This is a genomic window from Kaistia granuli DSM 23481 (genome assembly GCF_000380505.1).
Taxonomy (GTDB): domain Bacteria; phylum Pseudomonadota; class Alphaproteobacteria; order Rhizobiales; family Kaistiaceae; genus Kaistia; species Kaistia granuli.
Genome location: NZ_AQYH01000008.1, coordinates 289,775 through 308,815, shown reverse-complemented (window position 1 = coordinate 308,815; position 19,041 = coordinate 289,775). Strand labels below are relative to the sequence as shown.

The 19,041-nt window shown below is 67.9% G+C and carries 17 protein-coding genes; 8 read left to right on the top strand and 9 right to left on the bottom strand.

Annotated elements, in window-relative coordinates; translation table 11 throughout:
• Window positions 1-8: 8 nt before the first annotated feature.
• Entirely contained in the window at window positions 9-1,928 is a 1,920-nt protein-coding gene (locus G342_RS25330) for a peptide ABC transporter substrate-binding protein (protein WP_018183752.1), read from the bottom strand.
• A 96-nt stretch (window positions 1,929-2,024) separates the two neighbouring features.
• Window positions 2,025-2,501 carry a YbaK/EbsC family protein gene (locus G342_RS0113830; RefSeq protein ID WP_018183751.1) on the bottom strand — a complete coding sequence of 159 codons (477 nt, stop codon included), beginning with the start codon at window positions 2,499-2,501 and terminating at the stop codon, window positions 2,025-2,027.
• A gap of 110 nt (window positions 2,502-2,611) precedes the next feature.
• On the opposite strand from G342_RS0113830, the gene G342_RS0113825 reads away from it, so the two are divergent.
• Both G342_RS0113825 and G342_RS0113820 read left to right on the top strand, forming a co-directional pair.
• Window positions 2,612-3,244: a hypothetical protein gene (locus G342_RS0113825; protein ID WP_018183750.1), complete on the top strand. Its 633-nt coding sequence runs from the start codon at window positions 2,612-2,614 to the stop codon at window positions 3,242-3,244.
• Between the two features lie 262 nt (window positions 3,245-3,506).
• The gene (locus tag G342_RS0113820) at window positions 3,507-4,487 is read left to right on the top strand and encodes a tetratricopeptide repeat protein (RefSeq protein ID WP_018183749.1); all 981 of its coding nucleotides are present in this window, start codon (window positions 3,507-3,509) and stop codon (window positions 4,485-4,487) included.
• 24 nt (window positions 4,488-4,511) lie between these two features.
• On the opposite strand, the gene G342_RS24165 is transcribed toward G342_RS0113820, so the two are convergent.
• Window positions 4,512-5,408, bottom strand: a complete 897-nt coding sequence (locus tag G342_RS24165; protein ID WP_040878973.1) for a metallophosphoesterase family protein — start codon at window positions 5,406-5,408, stop codon at window positions 4,512-4,514.
• A gap of 316 nt (window positions 5,409-5,724) precedes the next feature.
• Here G342_RS24165 and G342_RS0113810 point away from each other — a divergent pair, with 316 nt between their 5' ends.
• Together G342_RS0113810 and G342_RS0113805 are read left to right on the top strand one after the other, a co-directional pair.
• On the top strand, window positions 5,725-6,180 hold the full coding sequence (locus G342_RS0113810; RefSeq protein WP_018183747.1) for an NUDIX domain-containing protein: 456 nt from the start codon (window positions 5,725-5,727) through the stop codon (window positions 6,178-6,180).
• A gap of 203 nt (window positions 6,181-6,383) precedes the next feature.
• Complete coding sequence (locus G342_RS0113805; protein WP_018183746.1) at window positions 6,384-6,884, top strand: GNAT family N-acetyltransferase; 501 nt, start codon at window positions 6,384-6,386, stop codon at window positions 6,882-6,884.
• Window positions 6,885-7,090: 206 nt separating this feature from the next.
• Here G342_RS0113805 and G342_RS0113800 read toward each other — a convergent pair whose 3' ends face one another.
• The 4 genes from G342_RS0113800 to G342_RS0113785 are packed head-to-tail and all read right to left on the bottom strand — an operon-like array spanning window position 7,091 to window position 13,920.
• Entirely contained in the window at window positions 7,091-9,169 is a 2,079-nt protein-coding gene (locus G342_RS0113800; protein WP_018183745.1) for a hypothetical protein, read from the bottom strand.
• Window positions 9,166-11,985: a DUF4159 domain-containing protein gene (locus G342_RS0113795; protein ID WP_018183744.1), complete on the bottom strand. Its 2,820-nt coding sequence runs from the start codon at window positions 11,983-11,985 to the stop codon at window positions 9,166-9,168. Before G342_RS0113795 ends, G342_RS0113800 begins: the two co-directional genes overlap by 4 nt.
• Window positions 11,982-12,899, bottom strand: coding sequence for a DUF58 domain-containing protein (locus G342_RS0113790; RefSeq protein WP_018183743.1), 918 nt, complete (start codon window positions 12,897-12,899; stop codon window positions 11,982-11,984). Before G342_RS0113790 ends, G342_RS0113795 begins: the two co-directional genes overlap by 4 nt.
• Window positions 12,900-12,903: 4 nt before the next feature.
• Window positions 12,904-13,920, bottom strand: coding sequence for an AAA family ATPase (locus G342_RS0113785; RefSeq protein WP_018183742.1), 1,017 nt, complete (start codon window positions 13,918-13,920; stop codon window positions 12,904-12,906).
• Window positions 13,921-14,035: 115 nt separating this feature from the next.
• On the opposite strand from G342_RS0113785, the gene G342_RS0113780 reads away from it, so the two are divergent.
• The 4 genes from G342_RS0113780 to G342_RS0113765 are packed head-to-tail and all read left to right on the top strand — an operon-like array spanning window position 14,036 to window position 16,799.
• Window positions 14,036-14,665, top strand: coding sequence for a DUF1285 domain-containing protein (locus G342_RS0113780; RefSeq protein WP_018183741.1), 630 nt, complete (start codon window positions 14,036-14,038; stop codon window positions 14,663-14,665).
• A complete protein-coding gene (locus G342_RS0113775; RefSeq protein WP_018183740.1) occupies window positions 14,662-15,300 on the top strand; it encodes a CoA pyrophosphatase in 639 nt (212 codons plus the stop codon). The genes G342_RS0113780 and G342_RS0113775 overlap by 4 nt, the downstream gene beginning before the upstream one ends.
• Window positions 15,301-15,558, top strand: a complete 258-nt coding sequence (locus tag G342_RS24160) for a DUF6111 family protein (RefSeq protein WP_018183739.1) — start codon at window positions 15,301-15,303, stop codon at window positions 15,556-15,558.
• The gene (locus G342_RS0113765; RefSeq protein WP_018183738.1) at window positions 15,555-16,799 is read left to right on the top strand and encodes a CCA tRNA nucleotidyltransferase; all 1,245 of its coding nucleotides are present in this window, start codon (window positions 15,555-15,557) and stop codon (window positions 16,797-16,799) included. The genes G342_RS24160 and G342_RS0113765 overlap by 4 nt, the downstream gene beginning before the upstream one ends.
• A 47-nt stretch (window positions 16,800-16,846) precedes the next feature.
• Here the strand turns inward: G342_RS0113765 and G342_RS0113760 are convergent, their stop codons facing one another.
• Window positions 16,847-17,731 (bottom strand): cytochrome c1, encoded by an 885-nt coding sequence (locus G342_RS0113760; RefSeq protein ID WP_156830968.1) that lies wholly within the window; start codon window positions 17,729-17,731, stop codon window positions 16,847-16,849.
• A 28-nt stretch (window positions 17,732-17,759) separates the two neighbouring features.
• Window positions 17,760-19,028 (bottom strand): cytochrome b, encoded by a 1,269-nt coding sequence (locus G342_RS0113755; RefSeq protein WP_018183736.1) that lies wholly within the window; start codon window positions 19,026-19,028, stop codon window positions 17,760-17,762.
• Window positions 19,029-19,041 lie beyond the last annotated feature (13 nt).

Genomic DNA, 19,041 nt, shown 5'->3' with positions numbered 1-19,041 from the left:
TCCGGCTGTCAGTCCAGCGTCATGAAGCGCGTCGGATGGACATTGCGGGGATTGTCGTCCCAGCCTGACAGCACCGGCGAGACCAGAGCCAGCGAGACATAGCCCAGAAGCGGGATGATCGGCGCGTCGGCGGCCAGCATGGCGGCCGCCGCGTCGAGATCCTGCTTCCGCTTCGCCATGTCCATCTCGACCGATGCCAGATCGAGCAGGCGGTCATATTCCACGTTGCGATAGCGCGGATAGTTGAAGCGGACATTGTCGCTGCGCAGCACCGTCAGCATGTCGATCGGATCCGCCTCGTCGGCGATCCAGCCGGAGCGGGCGACGTCGTAGTCGCCGCCGTCGCGAAGCCGCGCGAAATGCGCCGCGTTGGGCTCCGTCACGATCTCACTCTCGACGCCGATCGCCTTCCACTGGGCGGCGACGGCGCGGGCGGTTTCCTCGTTCCCCAGTCCGGTGCCGACGCGGATGGTCAGCACGAGCGGCTTCGGGCCCGACGCTTCGGGCGAGGCTGGAGCGGCGGCGGCCGTCTTCTCGGCTGGCTTGGTTTCGATCGGTTTGGTTTCGTCCGGCTTGTCGTCCGCCACTTTGGCTTGGACCGGCTTGTCCGTCGCCTGGGCGGCAGCCGCCGGCTGCCTGGTCTCCGGTGCAGCGTCTGCCGGCTTCGTCTTCGGGGCGGCGGAATCGGCTGCCATCCGGGCGGGGGCTGCGTTGGCCTCCGGGGCATCGGGACCGTCGGTTGCCGGCTTCGTCGCGGCGACGGCTTGAGCCGTCTCGGCGGCCTTCCCGGCGTTGTTCGGCTCCGCCGGATCGGCGGCGGCGTGCTGCATCGGGATGGCGGCTTCCGTCGCCGGTCCGAAGCCGGCGCTTTCGAGCAGCTTCCGCGCTTCGGCGCGGCGGATCTCGATCGGTTCCGGCGTCTTGGCGGCGATCCCCGACAGTTCCGGCGGCACCAGGGTCGCGGTCGGGATCATGCCGCCCGACCAGACGGCGGCGGCGAGCGCCTCTCGATCGATCGCCATGGCCAGCGCGCGGCGGACGACGATGTTGTCGAACGGCTTCTTGGTGGTGTTGAGCGCGAAATAATAGGTGCCGGGATAGGGCGCGAAGCGCAGCGCCGAGCCGAATTCCTTGCGCAGGTCCTGCAGGTTTTCCGTCGGCACGTCGGGGCAGGACAGCACCGCCTGGGTGCGGAACGCCTCGACGCATTCGGCCGGGCTCTCGAACGGCTTGTAGACGACGCTGTCGATCGGCATCGCCTTGGCGTCGCGGAAGCGGGCGTTCTTGACGAGGATGTAGCCGTCCTTCTTGTCGATGGCGGCGAGGCGATAGGCGCCGTTGGAGACGATCTTGCCGGTCGAGCCGAAATCGGCGCCGAGCTTCTTGATCGTCGCGACATTGACGGGGAGGGCGACCGGCAGCGCCAGCCGGTTCAGGAAGGTCGGCACCGGCCGTTCCAGCGTGATCTCGAGCGTGGCCGCGTCGGGCGCGGCGACGCCGAGCGTCTCGGGCTTGGCGGTGCCCTGCTGGACGGCGCTGGCGCCCTGGATGACGAGGAGCGGGCCGGCCTCGGTAGCGCCGGTTGTCGGCGCGAACAGCCGGCGGAACGACGCCACGAAATCGGATGCCTTGACGACGTCGCCGTTCGACCAGCGGGCGCCGTCGCGCAGCCGGAAGGTGTAGACGCGGCCATCCGGCGAAACGGTCCAGCTCTCGGCGGCGCCCGCGACGGGGCGGCCCTCGGCGTCGAGCGTCACCAGACCTTCGAATAGGTCGTAGAGAATGGGCGTTTCGTTGAAGGTGGCGGCCTTCTGCGGGTCGAGTGTTTCCGGAGCGCGTACCAGTCCACGCGGATAGATCACGTCGGCGCTGGCGGGAAGCGCGGCATTCGCCACGATCATCACGCCGGCGATCCAGGCGAATCGCATTCTCATCTCTCCGTATCGGTCCCGACCCGGCGCGGATAATCGTCAGAATTCAGGCGATCTCAAGCCGCCCCCGCGCTTTTTGGATCCGGACGGCCGTCATCCCATGGCGATGACCGGCGCCGCGATGGCATTTTGCAGCGCGGCCGGGCTGACGGCGAAGACGGCGTGCGGCGTGCCGGCGGCGGCGAACACGCGTTCGAACGCCAGCAGATCGCGGTCGAACCAGCAGGCGAGCCGGGTCGCATGGGCGAAGGGCGGAATGCCGCCAATGGCAAAGCCGGTGGCGGTGCGGACGAAGGCGGCGTCTGGTCGTTCGATCGGCTCGCCGATCGTTTCGGCGACCTTGCTTTCATCGACGCGGTTCGAGCCCGAGACGAGCAGCAGGATGGCGTCGCCGCTGGTCACGCCGCGAAAGACCAGCGATTTGACGATCTCGCCGACCGAGCATTCGCATGCCGCGGCTGCTTCCTCCGCCGTGCGGGTGGAGGACGGCATGACGTGGAGCGCGATGTCGAGGCCGAAGGACTTGGCTGCGTCGGCGACCCTGAGCACGGGTCCGGAAAGCTCGGTCATGGCGTCCCCCTGATCGCTGCCCGCGCGATGCCGACGATCCGTGGATGCGTCGGGGCGGCGGATTTGCTAAAGACAGGCAGAAGATCGTCGCATCAATTCGGAGTCAACGGATGAACGACGCTGGCGGCAGGCGCGGGCCCGAGGGCGGAGCGGCTTCGAACGTCCGCAATCTCGCCGATGCGATCCGCAAGGTCCGTCTGGCGGAAGCGGAGCGCGCCGACGTGGTGGTGGAGTTGCGCGAGGCCGAACGGGCTCGCCTCGACATGCTGGTCGACGCGCTCAAGGGCGTCTTCGACGGAGTCCCCGAGGGCGACGACCAGTTCGTGGCGGCGATCGATACTGGCACGCAGCCGCGCTTCTGGATCGACATGACTGCCTTTGTCACCATGGCGCGCGATCGTCGCACCTATCGTTTCCTGAAGGATACGCGGCTCGGCCGCACCGTCATCCTCGAGACCGTCGATCTCGAGGACATGGCCGATTGCGTCACCCACTATGTCGCCGAGCGGGTGATCGAGCGCGATCGGGCGCTGGAGGGCGACTGGCTGATCCGCCGCGCCGCGCAGCAGGACGGCAAGCGCGGCGAGCGCCGGACGCTCGCCCGCAGTCTGCCGGCCGATGCGGCGGCGCCGCGGGCGGCTGCCTCGACGCAGACGGGCTGGATCGTCGCGGCGTTCCTCGCGGGACTGCTGGTCGGCGTCGTCGGATTGCTGGCCTATGCCTGGGTCCATATCGGCGGCTAGCGTCTTTTCCCTTTCCAACGAACTCCCGCCTCGGCTCTCGGCGGCGGCTTTTGCATGCCCCCAAATGGCGCTGCCTCTATGGGGCGGTGGCGGGAAACTGTGTGCCCAGTCGAGTGTGGCAATTGAGGCCTAGAGAACCTTTCAGTTGGCGAGTACATTCGTCAAGTTCAGTCCAAGACCAGTGTCCGAATATCTGGAAGACTGAGTTGAATTTATAGCAAATTTCCAAATATTTCTTCTTGAAAGTCAGAGAAATCTTCGCATGGAAGAGCTGTATTCGGGTCGTTCCTACCAGGTGCAGGCGGCGCTGGCGGACGACGGGCCCGTGGTGGTCTGCTTCGACCCCTGGTCCAACGTCCTGGATCCGGACCGGCCGCCGTTTGGGCTGCGCTACTTCTCGACGAACAACGTCAACGTCGTCTCCATCAAATCGCATGGCAACCACTGGTATCAGCACGACGAGATGGATGACGTCATCGAGCGGATCAACCAGCGACTGGCTGGCCGGCAGCGCGTCGGCTACGGCTCGAGCATGGGGGCTTATGGCGCGATCAACTTTTCCGAGCGGCTGTCCCTTTCGCGGGTGCTGCTCTTCGCGCCGCAATTCTCGCCGGACATGGCCCGTTTTCCCTGGGAACAGCGGTGGCAGGCCGATCAGACCGGCCTCGTTTGCCGTTACGATGTTGTCTCGCAGATTGCGCCGGTTGCCGGCGGCTACATCTTCTACGATCCCTTCAACGGTAATGATCGAAAACACGCCGATCTGATTACCGCGCGCCACCCGCTGACGCCGGTCAAGATGCCGTTTTCCGGTCATCATACGCTGGACTGGTTTGGCCAGAACAAGACGATCAGCCGATTGATCAAGTTGATGGTGTTCGACAGCGGCCGCGAGTGCGAGGCCATTCGCTATCGAAGGCTGGATCGCCAGAACATATCGACATACTGGCTCAATCTGTCGGCCCATTATCTCAGCAAGGACAAGCCCGCACTGGCGCTGCAGGCGGCCCAGCGAGGGACGGAATGCGAGCGGGGGGATCTGATGCTGGCCCGGCATACCTATGCGACATGCCTGTATGCCAGCGGGGCAGGGAGTGAGGCGAAGCGGATCTGGCGTTCGGCTCTCGACAACCCCCAGGAGGCGACCCGCCAGCGCTGGCTGCTGGGTCAGTCCATCTTTCAGCAGGGCTGGCAGGAATTGCGCGGCGAATTCCTGGAACAGAACGCGCCGGCGCCCGCCTAGCGGCGCCGGGCGGCGTTCCGGCCTTCAGCCGACGCTGCGCTCGCGGATGATCTCGATGCCGCTGCCGGGGGCGCCGTAGCCTCGCTCCACCAGCGAACAGCGCCAATTGCCGGGTTCGCCCTCGATGCCGAACAGATTGTAGCGTCCGGCCGGCTTGTGACCGCCGGGCGCATTGGCCGCCGACGGCACGCCGATCACCGGCACGCGGCCTTCCGGCCCCTCGATGCTCTCGAAGCTGTCGATATGGGTATGGCCGTGCAGGATCAGTTCGGCTCCGACTTCCTTGATCAGGGCACGAATCCGTCCGGCTCCGACCAGCCGCTTGTGCCAGCCCGTCGCCTTCTTGAAGGGCGGATGATGGATCAGCACGACGCGATAGAGGCCGTCGCTCTTGGCGCGCAGGAGCATGTCGCGCAGTTCCGGCAGGCAGGCGGCGTCGACATGGCCCGTCGCCATGAAGGGGGCCGACGCCCTGGCGCTGGAAACGCCGATGATGGCGACCGGGCCGCGACGTCGCAGATAGGGAAAGGTGACGCGGCCGAGCGGCGTGCCGGTATCGCCGGTCGCATAGGGTCCCCAGAGGGCGAGTGCCTTGGCCAGAGCGCCCGGCACATAGGCATCGTGGTTGCCCGGTACGAACGAGACGTCGGCGGGCGGGCCGACAGCCTTCAGCCAGTCGCCGGCGGCGACGATCTCGGCCGGCAGCGCGATGTTGACCAGGTCGCCGGTGACCGCGATGTGGTCCGGCGTGCGGGAGAGCATGTCCTCGATCAGCCCGGCCAGCACCTCGCCGCCGAGCGAGCGCACGCGGTTGCGCCGCCAGTTGACGTAGCCGATGACCCGCTTCGACGCGAGCTCCAGCGTTCGCGGACGCGGCAGCGGGCCAAGATGCGGATCGGAGAGATGGGCGAGCACGAACATCGTCATCGGCTTAACGAAGCGCGAGGCCAGCGTCCAGCCGCGATGCCGCGTCGACTTCGATCGATGGCGGGTGCGTCGATGCCATCCTCGCAAAAGCAAACGGCGCCAACATGGGGCGCCGCCGGGCGGATCGGTCGATCTGGTCAGTGACCCGCCTCATCTGTTGAAAATATGGGGAGCGCGATCCGGTTCTGTCAGGCCGCGCGACGCGACCCTGCCATGTTCGTCCCGCATGGCATGCGTTCGGCCGCGGCGCGGTTTGCCGCCGCCGCCCGTCCCCCTATGCTTGGGTTCCCTCGCGGATGGAAGGATCGGCATGTATTCACTTCTCGCCCGCCTCGGCGGTATCGCCGCGCCCGTCTTGCGCGGCATGACGCTCGGGGTGCGCGGCGCCTGCTTCGACGAGGCTGGGCGCATCTTCCTGGTGCGGCATTCCTATACGCCCGGCTGGTATCTGCCGGGCGGCGGCGTCGAGCGGGGCGAGAGCGTCGGCGAGGCGCTGGCGCGCGAACTGCGCGAGGAGGGCGGCATCGTGCTCGGTGCGCCGGCGACGCTATTCGGCATCTACATGAACCCGAAGCGGCGGCGGGACCACGTGCTGGTCTTCGTCGCCCGCTCCTTCGATCGTCCGAGCCCGCCCCGCTATCCGAACCGCGAGATCGCGGAAGCGGGCTTTTTCGATCCCGCCGCGCTGCCCGAGGCAACGACGCCGGCGACGCGGCGAAGGCTCGGCGAGATTCTCGACCGCATTCCCGCCTCGGCGCATTGGTGATTGCCGACGCCGCCGGCCCATGCTATGCGCCTTGGGATTGCGACCCGGAACCAGACATGACTCCGAGCCTCCTTCTGCGACGACGAACCGACGGCCGTGACCTCCTGTCACGCGATGCCGTTCGTTTGTTTGTCCCGAGGACGCACCGCGCTTGACGGTGGTGTCCGTCGGACAGTGTCATGCCCTTCCGACGAGACGCCTCCATGAAAATCGACTCCTTCACCGTCCTGGCCGAGACGCCCGCCGATGACGCCGGCATCGAGGCGCTGCACGAAATCTCGTTCGGGCCCGGCCGTTTCGCCCGTGCCGCCTCGCTGCTGCGCGAGGGCGTTGCGCAGGATCCGGAGCTCTCCTTCGTCGCCAAGTCGGGCGAGAGGCTGATCGGCTCGGTCCGGCTGACGCCGATCCGTATCGGCGGCCGGCCGGCCATGCTGCTCGGGCCGCTGGTCGTGGAGCCGGACTGGAAGGGCAGGGGCGCCGGCAAGTCGCTCATGCGCACGGCGATCGCCGCCGCCCGGGAGGCGGGCCATTCCGTCATCCTGCTGGTCGGCGACGAGCCCTACTACGGACCGTTCGGCTTCGTCCGGCTGAAGCCCTACCAGATCACCCTGCCGGCTCCGGCCGATCCCGCCCGCGTGCTGGTCTGCCCGCTGACCGACGACGCGCTGGATGGCCTCGGTGGCGCGGCGGAACGGGCCGCCTAGGGGCGCGTCATCGACCTCAGGCTTGGCAGGGACAGGCTCTCGCTGCTTCCAAATCTTCCTCCGTCATTCCTGCGAAAGCAGGAATCCATGCAACGGCGATGCTACCGTCTGAGCCTCCCGAGCCTCGGATGAATGGGATGGCGGCTCGGAGACGGGCATGACGGCGAGGGTGTTCCGACCGTTCCGCTGCGTCTGGTCAGAACTGCCTACCGTCCTTCGCGGTACCAGGTCATCGCGGTCACGCCGAGCAGGATCGCCAGGCCGAGGAAGCCGGAGAACAGCGGCCAGCGGTCGACACCCTTGAGCACGGATGCCTCGGTCATGCGCACGCCCATCCAGTCGCGGCCCGACATGGCGCGGCCCGACTGCATCGGGATGACGCGCGGGGTGTCCAGAGTACCGTCGGCCGAGGCCATGCGCGCGATGCGGCCGCCGGTCGCCTCGACCACCGGCGCCAGCTTGTCGAAGGTCGAGAGCACATCGGTGAACTCGCGCGGATTGGCGGGCCCGACATGGGCGAAGGCGCGCCGTTCGCCGTCCTCGACGCGCCAGAGGCCGATCTCGTCGGCCGGCAACTCGGCCCGGAAGCGGCCGGGGCCGGCGGCGTCGAGCGTCAGCGTCCTGCGCGCACCGGACGGCGCGATCACCGTCACTGGGGCGATCTTCTCCTGCATGGTCTGGCGCTCGATCGCCAGCGTGGCGCCGCGCGCCGTCGCCCGCAGCGCCTCTTCCTCGAGGTCGGGTTCCTTCATCAGCCAGTGCGCCAGCCGGCGCAGCAGGTCGACATGCGGCCCGCCGCCCTCATAGCCGCGCGCCCAGAGCCAGACCTGATCCGACAGCAGCAACGCGACGCGGCCTTCGCCCTCGCGTTGCAGCACCAGCAGCGGATCGTCGTCGACGCCCTTCATGATGACTTCGCCATCCGGCTTGTCGACCTCGACCTGGCGGAACCAGCGGCTCCAGCGCGGCGGTTCGGCGTCGGCCCCTTCGAGGCCGCGCGTCACCGGGTGGCGCTGCCCGAGATCGGTGACGCGGGGGCTGAACGGCTTCTCGATGATGCGGCCGGTCGGCGCCGCCGGCAGCACATCGGCGAGCGGCGTCGCATAGAGGCTGTCGTCGGAGGCATAGTCCGGCCCGGAGGCGACCAGCAGCGCGCCGCCGTCGCGGACATAGCGGGCGATGTTGTCGAAATAGACGGTCGGGAGCACGCCGCGCTGGGCGTAGCGATCGAAGATGATCAGGTCGAACTGGTCGATCTTGACGGAGAACAGCTCGCGTGTCGGGAAGGCGATCAGCGACAATTCGTTGATCGGCGTGCCGTCCTGCTTCTCCGGCGGCCGCAGGATGGTGAAATGCACGAGGTCGACGGAAGCGTCCGATTTCAGCAGGTTGCGCCAGATCCGTTCGCCGGCATGCGGCTCGCCCGAGACCAGCAGCACGCGGAGATTCTCGCGGATGCCGTCGATGACGGCGGCGGCGCGGTTGTTGATCGGGGTCAGCTCGCCGGCGAGCGGCTCCGCCTCGAATTCGATGATATTCTGGCCGGCATGGCCGATCTCGATCGGGAAGCGGTTGATCGCGCCGGGCGTCACCGTTTCGGTCGCCAGCGGCTCGCCGTCGCGGCTGATGGTGACGCGGACGGGTTCGTTCGAGGGCGCACCCTGGTCGAGCACCTGATATTCGACCATCTGGCTCTCGCCGACGATGGCGAAGCGGGGCGCCGAGCGGATCACCATCTGGCGGTCGCGCTCGTCGTCGCGGCCGGCGACCAGCGCGTGCAGCGGCGCGCCGCCGAAGGGCGAGCCGGCCGGCATCGGCACGTCGTGCACTTCGCCATCGGTCAGCATGACGACGGCGCCGAGCCGCTCCGGTGCGACATCGGCGAGCGCCGTGCCGAGCGCTGTGAACAGTTCCGTGCCGTCGACCGGTGCTGCGCCGGTCTTGCCGCCGGCCTCGACTGTGCGGATCTCGATATTGCGGAGGTCGCCGAGCCGCTTGGTCAGCGCGTCGCGCGCCGCTTCCGTCGTGGCGGCGCGGCCATCGAGATCCTGGCTGGCGCTCTTGTCGACGACGACGGCGACGATGGTCGGCAGCGGCTGGCGGTCCTCGGCCAGGAGCACCGGCCCCGCAAGGGCCGCGACCAGGGCTGCCAGCGCCGCGACGCGCAGCCAGGCACCGCGCAGCCGGCGGAACAGGAGGGGGGCGACGGCGACGAGGCCGAGCAGCGCCAGCGCCGCCAGCCAGGGCAGCGGGATCAGCGGCGCGAAGGTCAGCGACCAGTTCATTGCCCCAGCCTCTCCAGGAGGGCCGGCACATGCACCTGGTCGGCCTTGTAGTTGCCGGTCAGCGTGTACATGACGATGTTGATGCCGGTGCGATAGGCGAGTTCGCGCTGGCGCGGGTCGGGCGGCACGGTCGGCACCAGATAGCGCCCGTCGGCATCCGTCGCCCAGGCGCCAGCGAGGTCGTTCTCGGTGATCAGGATCGACGAGACGCCGTCGCCCGGCCTGGCGGGCCGCGCCGCCGCGGCGGCATCGTCCTCCGGCGGCGAGGCTTCGACCCAGAGTGGACCGCCGCTATAGCGACCGGGAAAATCCTCGAGCAAGTAGAACGCCTTGGTCAGAACATGGGTGGAGGGTACCGGTTCGAGCGGCGGCACATCGAGCCCGGACAGCATGGCCCGCAGCCGCTCCGCCGCCGGCGTGCCGCCGAACCCCGTGGTGCCGGGCGCCCGTTCCAGCTCGTCGCGCGTATCGAACAGGATCGAGCCGCCCTGTTTCATATAGGCGTCGATCCGCGCGAGCGTGGAAGAGTCGGGCATCGGCGATGTCGGATCGATCGGCCAGTAAAGCAGCGGGAAGAAGCTGAGCTCGTCCTTGGCGACATCGACGCCGAGCGGGTCGGCCGGCTCGAGCGCGGTACGGGCGCCGAGCGCCCGCGACAGGCCGGCCAGACCGGCCTGGCTCATGTCGTCGATCTCCTTGTTGCCGGTCGTCACATAGGCGAGGCGCGAGGTGTTGACGGCGTCGATGGCGAACTGGTCGCTCGCCGCGTCGGCGCCTGCCGGAGCAGGGACGAAAGCATGGCCCAGGGTTAACGAAAGGATAACAAGAGCAATCGCGCGCGGACGCAGCCGGAGGCCGCCATTCAGCCAGAGCACCGCCAGCGCATCGGCGATCAGGCAGGCGAGCGCCGCGAGCAGCAGATAGGGCGACAGGTCGGTCGGCGCCGTCGTCGGATAGGGCCGGATTTCGGCGCCGGCGAGCGAGGCGGCATCGAAGGGCGGCAGCGTCGCGTCGGCCGCCAGTACGTTGACGGCGCGGAATCCGTCATCCGCGCCATAGAGTCCGGGCGGGTGATCGCGGCTCGGCGCCGGCAGCGGGCCGGTCGCCGGCAGCGGCCGCGCCAGCGGATCGCTGGTGACGAAATGGCCGAAGCCGTCGAGCAGGCGATAGGGCGGCAGCGCCGCGCCGGTCGCGACGCCCTCGGCGGTGCGGGCGGCCTCGATCTGCGGCACCGAGGCGAAGGCGGCAATGCGGCGCAGCATCTCGACGAAAGTGCCGGAAAGCGGGAGGTTCGACCAGCTCGCGTCGGCCGTCACATGGAAGAGGATCAGCCAGCCCTTGCCGAGCGGGGCGGCCGTCACCAGCGGCGTGCCGTCGCCGAGGGCTGCCCAGGTGCGTGCCGGCAGATTGCCGTCGGGCTCAGCCAGGACCTGGCGCCGGACTTCGATGTCGGGCGCGATGGCGAGGCCTGCGAAGGGGCTGGTCGGCGAGAGCGACGCCAGCGGTTGCGGCGAGGCCCAGGACAGGCTGCCGCCGAGCACGCGGCCGCCTTCGCGCAGGCGCACGGGAATGAGGGTGTCCGTCTCGCCGCTGGCAGCGGCCAGACGCGGTCCGGCGAAGCGCAGCAGCGTGCCGCCCGCCTCGACCCAGCCGGCGAGCTTTTCCTCCACGTCGGGCGTCAGCGTGCCGATATCCGCCATTGCGATCACCGCCGCGCCGGCCTCGATCATCTGCGGAACCGCGTTGGCGGCATTGGCGTCGCGCGGTTCGATCACGTCGGCGAAGGGCTGCACGGCGCGGGTGATGTAGTATAGCGGCGACAGCAACGGCTGGGCATTGTCGCTCGAAGCGCCGGAGATCACGCCGATGCGCCGGCGCTTGAAGCGGTCGTCGAGCAGTTGCACGGCGCCTGCGGTCTCGCTGCCGGCGATCTCGACCCGGACGATCTCGTTGCGCAGTTCGGTTGGCAGCGTGAAGGCGGCCTCGGTGCGAAGCTCGCCCGGCTTGAAGGCGAACGGCGCCTCGCCGATCGAGCGGCCTTTCATGTCGCGGGCGACCAGCGTGCCGGTCGCGGTCTGTCCTTCGCTGCGCAGCACCGAAAGGGTCAGCGCATCGGCGGTGGCGGCCGGCGCGGCTAGGCCGAGCAACGGCTTGCCGTCACGGCCATAGATCGTCACCGGGGCCCTGATGGTCGTCTCGAGGAAGCGCGAGAAATCCTCGGCATCCTGGCCTCCGAGGCCGTTGGAGAGCCAGGCAACGCCGCCGAACTCGGCCGAGGTGATGCCGGTTCGCAGGGCTTCTGCGATGGCGTTGCGATCGGTCGGATAGGGACGGGGGACCATCGCATCGAGGCGCGTCCGGATCGTCGCGCCATCGGTCGGCGCATATTCCTGGTTCGGCGGCTCGGCCGTCGCGATCAGGCCGACGGGCCGGCCCGAGCGTTCGGCCAGATCGACGATCCGCCGCGCCGTGTCGATGCGGGTCTCCCAGTCGCGCGCCGCCGCCCAGTCATTGTCGATGACGACGAGAAGCGGGCCGCCACCGGGCACGCTTTCGCCGGTCGGACGCCAGATCGGCGCCGCCAGAGCCAGGATGACCAGGCCCGCGAGCAGCAATCGCAGCGCCGTCAGCCACCACGGGCTGCGCGCCGGCTGTTCGTCGCGCCTGGCGATTTCTGCCAAGATGCGCGTCGGCGGGAAGCTTTCCAGCCGCGGGCGTGGCGGGGTCAGCTTCAACAGCCACCAGATCGCCGGCAGCAGCACCAGCGCGGTGAGGACGAGCGGCGCGCCGAAGGCGAGGGGCAGGCCGGCGATCATGGCCGTCCTCCCTCGGTGACGCGGGCCGACAGGCGCGCATGCAGCGCCAGCAGTGGCTCCGTCGCCGGCCGGTCGGTGCGATGGGTGAGATAGCTCCAGCCGAGGCGGCGGCAGGTCGCCGCCAGAGTCTCGCGGCGGGCGAGCAGACGGTTTCGGTATTCCTCGCCGATCTGCTCGGCGCGGCCTATCGTGTAGAGCGCGCCGCTTTCGGGATCCCGGAACTCCGTTCGCCCGGCGTAAGGGAAGATTTCCTCGACCGGATCGCGGATCTCGACCAGATGGGCGGTGGCGCCGTGGCGCGCATAGTCGGCGAGCCGCGCGTCGATCTCGTCGATCGGATCGAGAAAGTCGCCGATCAGCACGAGATCGGCAAAGCGGCTGAGCCGGGCCGCGGACGGCAGAGCCGGCTGGGCATCCTCGAAGACGGCGAGCGTCTCCGCCAGTCGCTCGGCCGCGTTGCGCGAGAGCACGGGATCGCCGAGACCGAGCAGGCCGATGCGTTCGCCGGCGGCCGCCAGCAGATCGCCCAGCGCCAGCAGGATGACGAGCGCGCGGTCGCGCTTCGAGGCCAGCGCCAGCTTGGAGCGGAAATCCATCGAAGGCGAGAGATCGGCCGAAAGCCACACGGTGTGGGCCGCTTCCCACTCGCGCTCGCGGATATAGAGATGATCGTCGCGTGCCGAGCGGCGCCAGTCGATGCGGCCCGGCGCCTCGCCGGTGACGAAGGGACGGAACTGCCAGAAGGTTTCACCCGGTCCGGCGCGCCGGCGGCCATGCCAGCCGGCCAGAACCGTGGTCGCGACACGGCGCGCCTCGACCAGAAGGTCCGGCAGGCTCCGGGCAAGGCCCTTGGCCTCGGCCAGATTCGTGCCGACAGGACGAGATGTCGGCACGTTGGCGCGCGGTTCGGTCAAGACTTCACCCGATTCGTGACTTGAGGGTCCCGATCACATCGCGAACCGAGAGCCCGTCCGCCCGTGCGGCGAAGCTCAGGCTCATGCGGTGCTGCAGCACGGGTTCCGCCAGCGCGATGACGTCGTCGACGGAGGGCGCATAGCGGCCGTCGATCAGGGCGCGGGCGCGCACGGCGAGCATCAGCGCCTGACTGGCGCGGGGGCCGGGTCCCCAGGCGATCACGCCGGCGAGCTTCTTGTCCTCGATCTCGCCGGGACGGGCCGAGCGCACGAGGTTCAGGATCGCCTCGACGACGCTCTCGCCGATCGGCAGGCGGCGGACCAATTGCTGGATCGACTTCAGCGCCGCCGCGTCCGTCACGCGCTGGGCGACGGCGTCGGCCGCGCCGGTCGTCTCGAACAGCATACGCCGCTCGGCGTCGCGGTCGGGATAGAGCACGTCGATCTGCAGCAGGAAGCGGTCGAGCTGGGCTTCCGGCAGCGGATAGGTGCCTTCCTGCTCGAGTGGGTTCTGCGTCGCCAGCACATGGAACGGGCTCGGCAGGTCGTAGCGCTGGCCGGCCACTGTGACGTGATATTCCTGCATCGCCTGCAGTAGGGCCGATTGCGTGCGCGGGCTGGCGCGATTGATCTCGTCCGCCATCAGCAGCTGGCCGAAGATCGGGCCCTTGAGGAAGCGGAACGAGCGGCGGCCGGATTCGTCCTGGTCCATCACCTCGGAGCCGAGGATGTCGGATGGCATCAGGTCGGGCGTGAACTGCACGCGCCGCTCATCGAGCCCGAGCACGATGCCGAGCGTCTCGACGAGCTTGGTCTTGGCGAGGCCCGGCACGCCGACCAGCAGGCCGTGGCCGCCGGCCAGCAGCGTGACCAGCACGCGCTCGATCACGGTTTCCTGGCCGTAGATGATCTTGCCGATCGCGTCCCGCGCCGACTTGATCGTCGCGACGGCGGCATCGGCTTCGGCGACGGTGCGGCCCGGATCGACGTCTGCGATGGAGGTCTGATTGAACGCGCTCATATCGGCCCATATAGTTTCAGTTACGGTCGCGACGAGATCGAGTGACTCGATCCGCTTACAATCTTCGCACGACCGGCATGGCAGCGTCAGCCATGCGCGGAAGGATGAATTTAGCATGTCAGTGATAAAGCAGGGCGAAACCAAGGCCGACCCGGATTCGGCGGACGGTTCGACCCTCGCCGCCCTGATCGCCAGGGCGGGGACGTTCCGCGGGCCGGCCCCTGTGCATCTGTGGAATCCCGCTCATTGCGGCGTGATCGATATCCGCATCGACTGGTCGGGTGCTTGGCATCACGAGGGCCGGCCGATCCAGCGTGAGGCGCTGATCAGGCTGTTCGCGACGGTGCTGCGGCGCGAGCCGGATGGCGGCTATGTGCTGGTCACACCGGCCGAGAAGCTGGCGATCCGCGTTGACGACGTGCCGTTCATCGCCGTCGAAATGGCGGTCGAACACAAGGAGGGCGGGCCCAGCCTCGTTTTCCGGACCAATGGCGGGGATGTCGTCACCGTCGACGCCGACCATCCCCTGCGCGTCGCGGTGAACGGGGAGGATGGCGGGCTGGTGCCCTATGTGCGGGTCCGGGGCGGCCTGGAAGCCCGGCTGGCGCGCCCCCTGGTGCATGAGCTGGCGGCGCATTTCGAGCAGCGCGGAGCGGATATCGGCGTCGCCTCGGCCGGCTGCTTCTTCGTGCTCGGGCATGAGGGCGACATCGCCGATTCATCCAGCGAGGTGGCAGCGGCGTGACGAGCCCCGACTTCGACAATCCCTTCCGCCCGGATCACTTCTTCAGCCGCGCCCGCCAGCTTCTGCGTCCGCTCGACCAGGGGCCGGACGCCGGCGACAACGAGGTGGTGATCAATCCGGAGTTTATTCCGCCGCGCGGTTTCGTGTCTCGCGACGCGGCGGTGCTGATCCCCATCGTCGAACGCCGCAATGCGACGGTGCTGATGACACGCAGGACGATGCAATTGCGCAATCATGCCGGCCAGATCGCCTTTCCCGGCGGCAAGATCGATCCGACCGACGCCAACGCGGCGGAGGCGGCGCTGCGCGAGGCGCAGGAGGAGATCGGTCTCGATCCCCATCTCGTCGAACCGATCGGCCGGCTCGATCCCTACATCGCCGGCACCGGCTACCGAATCATCGCGGTCGTGGCGCGCGTGGCGCCGGAGCATCAGCTTGTTTTGAACCCCGACGAGGTCGACGCTGCCTTCGAAGTCCCGCTCTCCTTCCTCATGAGCCCGCAGAACCACCAGACAATTACCCGGGAATTTGATGGTGTCCGGCATTTGCTCTACGAAATGCCGTATGACGAACACCATATCTGGGGAGTGACCGCTGGAATTGTCCGGGGTCTCTATGAACGGCTCTACCAATAGATGTTGAGATTTCTCGCGATCACCGTTGTCTGTTTTCTCGCGCCGTTCATCCTCTATGCCGGGTGGCGGCAAGTCGTGCCCAGCGCCGCGGGCGGAACCTGGTCCTATACGGTGCTGTCGCGGCTTTCGGCCATCGGCGTCGTCATCGTGCTGATCGCCGTTCTAGGCCTGGTGCATTTCTCCGGCGGCAGCGCGGGCACTACCTATCATCCGGCGGAATTCCGGGACGGCGTGCTGGTGCCGGGAGGCTTCGATTGACCATCCGGGATTGCCGGGACGCGGCGTTTCTTGCCGATCCGTTGGTCCGCCAAGTCCTGACGCTCCTTTCGTCCGAGGGCGAGGCGGCGCGGGTTATCGGCGGCGCCGTGCGGAATACGCTGATGGGGCTGCCTGTCGCCGATGTCGACATCGCGACAACGGCCGTTCCGGAAACGGTGATGGCGCGGGCCGAGTCCGCTGGCCTCAAGATCGCGCCGACCGGCATTGAGCACGGCACGGTGACGGTGATCGGCCATCGCCACGTCGTCGAGGTGACGACGCTGCGCGAGGATATCGAGACGGATGGCCGCCGTGCCGTCGTGCGCTTCGGCCGCGACTGGCAGACGGATGCCGAACGGCGGGATTTCACCATCAACGCCCTGTCCGTCGATTTGGATGGTCGGGTATATGATCCGGTCGGCGGCCTTGCCGATATCGCAGCGCGACGGGTGCGCTTCATCGGCTCCGCCGATCGGCGGATCGCCGAGGACAGGCTGCGGGCGCTGCGCTTCTTCCGCTTTCATGCCGCCTATGGCGTGGGCAATCCCGATGCCGAAGGCCTCTCGGCCGCGATCCGCGCTCGCCAGGACCTTGCCTCGCTGTCGGCCGAGCGGATCGGCCAAGAGATGCGCAAGCTGGTGGTAGCCGGCGGCGCCGTTGCGACGATCGCGACGATGCAGGAAAGCGGCATCCTGCCGCTGATCGCCGCCAGCGTCGGCGATCTCGTCGCGCTGGCCCGATTGCCGGCCTTCGAGGATGGCGAACCCGCGGTGCCCGCGTTGCGCCTCGCCGTCCTGTTCGGTCGCTTGCAGGAGGATGTGGACCGGATCGCGACGCGCTTCCGCCTGTCCAATTCCGAGCGGGGTCGCATGCGTGCGGCGCTGGCCGTGGGCTGCGAGGCGTCGGGGACACCGGCTTCCGCTGATCATGCAACGCTCTACCGGATCGGTCAGGACGCCTTTCGCGACGGCCTGATGCTCGCGGGCGCCAAGGGCTGGCTTCCGGCCGAGGCGGTCGATAGCCGTGGCGCCGCGGCGCGGGGCTGGACGGTCCCGGTCTTTCCGCTGTCCGGCCGCGACGTGGTCGAGCTGGGCGTCGATCGAGGGCCGCTGGTCGGCCTCCTGCTCAAGCATTTCGAGCGGGCGTGGATCGCCGATGATTTCCGCGCCGACGCGGAGGGACTGCGGCAACAGATGCGGGAATTCCTCGCCAGCTACCAGCAGCAACAACAGCAGCAATAAAAAAAGGGCCCCGACGGGCCCTTTTTCGTAGCGGGATGCGGTTGCGATCAGTGCGCGACCCGGGCCCAGATCTTCTTCTTGGCGAAGTAGAGCAGGCCGGCGAAGACGATCAGGAACAGGATGACCTGGAAGCCGATGCGCTTGCGGGCGTCGAGATGCGGCTCTGCGGTCCACATCAGGAAGGCCGAGACGTCGCGGGAATACTGGTCGACCGTCTCGGGCGAACCGTCCGAATAGGTGACCTGGCCATCCGACAGCGGCGGCGCCATGGCGATGGCCGAACCGCTGGCAAAGCCGACATTGTAGTGCAGGCCGGGGCCGACTTCGGTGCCGGCCGGCGGCTCCTTGTAGCCGGTCAGCAGGCCGTGGATGTAGTCCGGGCCGCCTTCCTGGTACTGCGTGAAGATGTCGAGGACGAACCAGGGGAAGCCGCGCTCGACGGCGCGGGCCTTGGCCATCAGCGACAGATCCGGCGGCGCCTTGCCGTTGTTGGCGGCGGCGGCTGCCTGATGGTTCGGGAACGGCGCCGGGAAGCGGTCCGACAGACGAGCCGGGCGCTCGAACATGTCGCCTTCGTCGTTCGGGCCGTCCTGAACCTGGAAGCTTTCAGCGACCGTCTTGGCCTGGGCCTCGGTGAAGTGCGGTCCGCCTGGCTGGGCCAGGTTGCGGAAGCTCATCAGGTCCATCGAGTGGCAGGCCGCGCAGACCTCCTTGTAGACCTGGTAGCCGCGCTGCAGCTGCGCCGTATCGAATCGGCCGAACACGCCGGCGAAGCTCCAGGGCTCCTGCGGCGGCTTGACCAGCGGATAATGCGGCGTCGCCTGGGCACCCTCTTCGGCGGCGCTTGCCGGGGCTGCCACCAGCGTCGCCGAAGCGACGCTGAGGGCGAAGGCCAGGCCGAACCGCGCGATTTTCTCGGATAGGGTCTTCATCATGATCGATCCGTGATCCTCTCGCGGCTTACTTGGTCTGCGGCGCGGCGGGCGCACCGGCGGTGACATTGGCCGCACCCTTGCCAAGAACCGACTCGGTGATCGAGGCGGGGAGGGGCTTCGGCTTCTCGAACAGGCCGAGCAGCGGCAGGATCACCAGGAAGTGGGCGAAGTAGTAGATCGTCAGGATGCGCGAGGCGATGACGTATCCACCCTCGGCCGGGCGCGAGCCGAGATAGCCGAGGCCGATCGAGACCAGCACCAGGATCCAGAAGAACTGGCGATAGAGCGGGCGGAAATTGGCCGAGCGAACCTTCGAGGTGTCGAGCCAGGGCACGACAAACAGGACCGCGATGGCGCCGAACATGGCGATGACGCCGCCCAGCTTGTCCGGAACCGAACGCAGGATCGCGTAGAACGGCAGGAAGTACCATTCCGGAACGATGTGCGCCGGCGTCACCAGCGGATCAGCCGGGATGTAGTTGTCGGCATGACCCATGAAGTTCGGCAGGTAGAACACGAACCACATGAAGACGATCAGGAAGACGACCAGGCCGAGCGCATCCTTGACGGTGAAGTAGGGATGGAAGGGCAGGGTGTCCTGGCTGCTCTTGACGGACACGCCGGTCGGGTTGTTCGAGCCCGGAACATGCAGCGCCCAGATATGCAGGACGACGACGCCGGCGATCATGAACGGCAGCAGGTAGTGGAGCGAGAAGAACCGGTTCAGGGTCGGGTTGTCGACCGCGAAGCCGCCCCAGAGCCAGGTCACGATGGTCTCGCCGACGATCGGGATCGCCGAGAAGAGGTTGGTGATCACGGTGGCGCCCCAGAAGGACATCTGTCCCCAGGGAAGCACGTAGCCCATGAAGCCGGTGGCCATCATCAGCAGGAAGATGATCATGCCGAGGATCCACAGCACCTCGCGCGGCGCCTTGTAGGAGCCGTAGTAGAGGCCGCGGAAGATATGGATGTAGACGGCGATGAAGAACATCGACGCGCCATTGGCGTGGAGGTAGCGCAGCAGCCAGCCATAGTTGACGTCACGCATGATGCCTTCGACGGAGGTGAAGGCGAGCGACGTATGCGGGGTGTAGTGCATCACCAGCACGACGCCGGTGAGGATCTGCGCCACCAGCATGAAGGCGAGGATGCCGCCGAAGGTCCACCAGTAGTTCAGGTTCCGCGGGTTCGGGAACACGATGAACGACGAATGGATGAGCCCGCCCAGCGGAAGGCGCGACTCAAACCACTTCAGGAAACCGTTCTGCGGCTGATAGGTCGATGGTCCGGACATGATCTCAAATTTC

What these genes read in the sequence shown, in the direction of transcription:
- G342_RS25330 (WP_018183752.1), bottom strand. Translation starts at nt 1,928, where the DNA reads ATGCGATTCGCCTGGATCGCCGGCGTGATGATCGTGGCGAATGCCGCG.
- G342_RS0113830 (WP_018183751.1), bottom strand. Translation starts at nt 2,501, where the DNA reads ATGACCGAGCTTTCCGGACCCGTGCTCAGGGTCGCCGACGCAGCCAAG.
- G342_RS0113825 (WP_018183750.1), top strand. Translation starts at nt 2,612, where the DNA reads ATGAACGACGCTGGCGGCAGGCGCGGGCCCGAGGGCGGAGCGGCTTCG.
- G342_RS0113820 (WP_018183749.1), top strand. Translation starts at nt 3,507, where the DNA reads ATGGAAGAGCTGTATTCGGGTCGTTCCTACCAGGTGCAGGCGGCGCTG.
- G342_RS24165 (WP_040878973.1), bottom strand. Translation starts at nt 5,408, where the DNA reads ATGTTCGTGCTCGCCCATCTCTCCGATCCGCATCTTGGCCCGCTGCCG.
- G342_RS0113810 (WP_018183747.1), top strand. Translation starts at nt 5,725, where the DNA reads ATGTATTCACTTCTCGCCCGCCTCGGCGGTATCGCCGCGCCCGTCTTG.
- G342_RS0113805 (WP_018183746.1), top strand. Translation starts at nt 6,384, where the DNA reads ATGAAAATCGACTCCTTCACCGTCCTGGCCGAGACGCCCGCCGATGAC.
- G342_RS0113800 (WP_018183745.1), bottom strand. Translation starts at nt 9,169, where the DNA reads ATGAACTGGTCGCTGACCTTCGCGCCGCTGATCCCGCTGCCCTGGCTG.
- G342_RS0113795 (WP_018183744.1), bottom strand. Translation starts at nt 11,985, where the DNA reads ATGATCGCCGGCCTGCCCCTCGCCTTCGGCGCGCCGCTCGTCCTCACC.
- G342_RS0113785 (WP_018183742.1), bottom strand. Translation starts at nt 13,920, where the DNA reads ATGAGCGCGTTCAATCAGACCTCCATCGCAGACGTCGATCCGGGCCGC.
- G342_RS0113780 (WP_018183741.1), top strand. Translation starts at nt 14,036, where the DNA reads ATGTCAGTGATAAAGCAGGGCGAAACCAAGGCCGACCCGGATTCGGCG.
- G342_RS24160 (WP_018183739.1), top strand. Translation starts at nt 15,301, where the DNA reads ATGTTGAGATTTCTCGCGATCACCGTTGTCTGTTTTCTCGCGCCGTTC.
- G342_RS0113760 (WP_156830968.1), bottom strand. Translation starts at nt 17,731, where the DNA reads ATGAAGACCCTATCCGAGAAAATCGCGCGGTTCGGCCTGGCCTTCGCC.
- G342_RS0113755 (WP_018183736.1), bottom strand. Translation starts at nt 19,028, where the DNA reads ATGTCCGGACCATCGACCTATCAGCCGCAGAACGGTTTCCTGAAGTGG.